This window comes from Anaerococcus porci (genome assembly GCF_009696575.1).
Taxonomy (GTDB): domain Bacteria; phylum Bacillota; class Clostridia; order Tissierellales; family Peptoniphilaceae; genus Anaerococcus; species Anaerococcus porci.
The window spans coordinates 1-1,464 of the sequence record NZ_VULQ01000033.1 but is presented as its reverse complement, the minus strand read 5'-3'; the positions used below and the strand labels follow the sequence as shown (position 1 = coordinate 1,464).

At 28.1% G+C, this 1,464-nt stretch carries 2 protein-coding genes and 1 pseudogene; all 3 read right to left on the bottom strand.

What is annotated here, in order from left to right; all coding sequences use genetic code 11:
• Positions 1-154 precede the first annotated feature (154 nt).
• Positions 155-835, bottom strand: a complete 681-nt coding sequence (locus tag FYJ26_RS10720; RefSeq protein ID WP_154542241.1) for a response regulator transcription factor — start codon at positions 833-835, stop codon at positions 155-157.
• A 51-nt stretch (positions 836-886) separates the two neighbouring features.
• A complete protein-coding gene (locus FYJ26_RS10715) occupies positions 887-1,084 on the bottom strand; it encodes a helix-turn-helix domain-containing protein (RefSeq protein ID WP_154542239.1) in 198 nt (65 codons plus the stop codon).
• Between the two features lie 145 nt (positions 1,085-1,229).
• Positions 1,230-1,464 (bottom strand): annotated as a pseudogene (locus FYJ26_RS11390) (hypothetical protein); the annotation flags it as partial.

Below are 1,464 nucleotides of genomic sequence, written 5' to 3'. Positions count from 1 at the left end.
AGTTCGTATAAAATTAAGATAAGCTCCATTCCTATAGGAATGGACAGATATTGATACATAAAAAATTGTATCAACCCTTACCCATTGATCAGGATTTAGGTTGATACACAAAACTATTTACAGACCCCTATTAAACTTAATCTCTCCTCTAAACTTAACCATCGAATTTATACCCCAATCCTCGAATTGTTACAATATAGTTTTCTCCATCTGAATTTTTTCCTATTTTTTCTCGAATGCGACTTATATAGACTGACACAACATTTTCATCATAATAGTCATTTTCCCAAACTCTTTCCATGATTATATTTTTCGTAAAAACTATATTTTTGTTTACCATAAAAAATTCGAGTAATTTAAATTCTTGACCAGTTAAATCTATCTTTTTTCTATTTTTCAAAACTTCACAAGAGTCCCTATTTAATTCTAAATTGTCACAAGCAATTTTTTTATTATCTTTTTCTGAAAAACTTAGTCTCCTTAGCAAAGCATTAACTCGAGCAAAAAGTTCCATCGGATTAAATGGTTTTACAATATAATCGTCAGCACCTTTATCAAGTCCTAAAATAATTTCAAAATCTAAATTTTTAGAAGACAATATTATAATCGGGATATTACTTTTTTCTCGAATTTTTTCTAAAACTTCATAACCATCTACTATAGGTAACATGAGATCTAATACTACAATATCAAATATTTCTTTTGAAAATTCTTTTAGTCCCTCCTTTCCATTTTTTGCCTCTTTCATAAAAAAGTTATCTGGCTTATATAGCTTAATTAAATCAATTATTTCTTCGTTATCCTCAATAACAAGTAATCTTATATTATTTTTCATAATAACTTCCTAACAATCACTATTTACTGCAATTTTTTAGAATAATTATATTCACACAATTGATACAATATCACCAAAATTTACATTAAGTGCTTTACAATTCCTGTATAATGTTTCCACACTTACAAACTCACCTTTCCCCATTTTTGCTATTGTAGCCGGAGAAATATTAGCTATTTCTTGTAAGTCCATTTTTTTCATATCTTTATCTATTAATAACTTCCATAATTTATTATATGAAAATCCCATATCATTCTCCAATTCTATATTTTACCTTTCTAAAGGTATAGATTAACTACCTAATTATAGCATATAACACAGATTCCTTTCAATTATATGATTTACTGCGTTAAACTAAGCAAAAAAATAAAGGCAGTCCGAAGACTGCCGATATTTATCTCTCTGCACCTTTGCTATGATCTTTCTTATTTGACTTAGCTTTATCATCTGTCTTAAAGCTTTTTATTTGCCCTAATATGGACTTTTTATCCTTGTCTTGACTTCTTTACTTGTTCTTTTGCTTTTAAGAGCTTAGAAGACAAAATACGAACATTTTTATGTTCCCTTCCGTTGTTGTCAATGCTTGTTTTTACTTGTCCGAAGATTTTAACAAAATCTCCTTGTTTTAG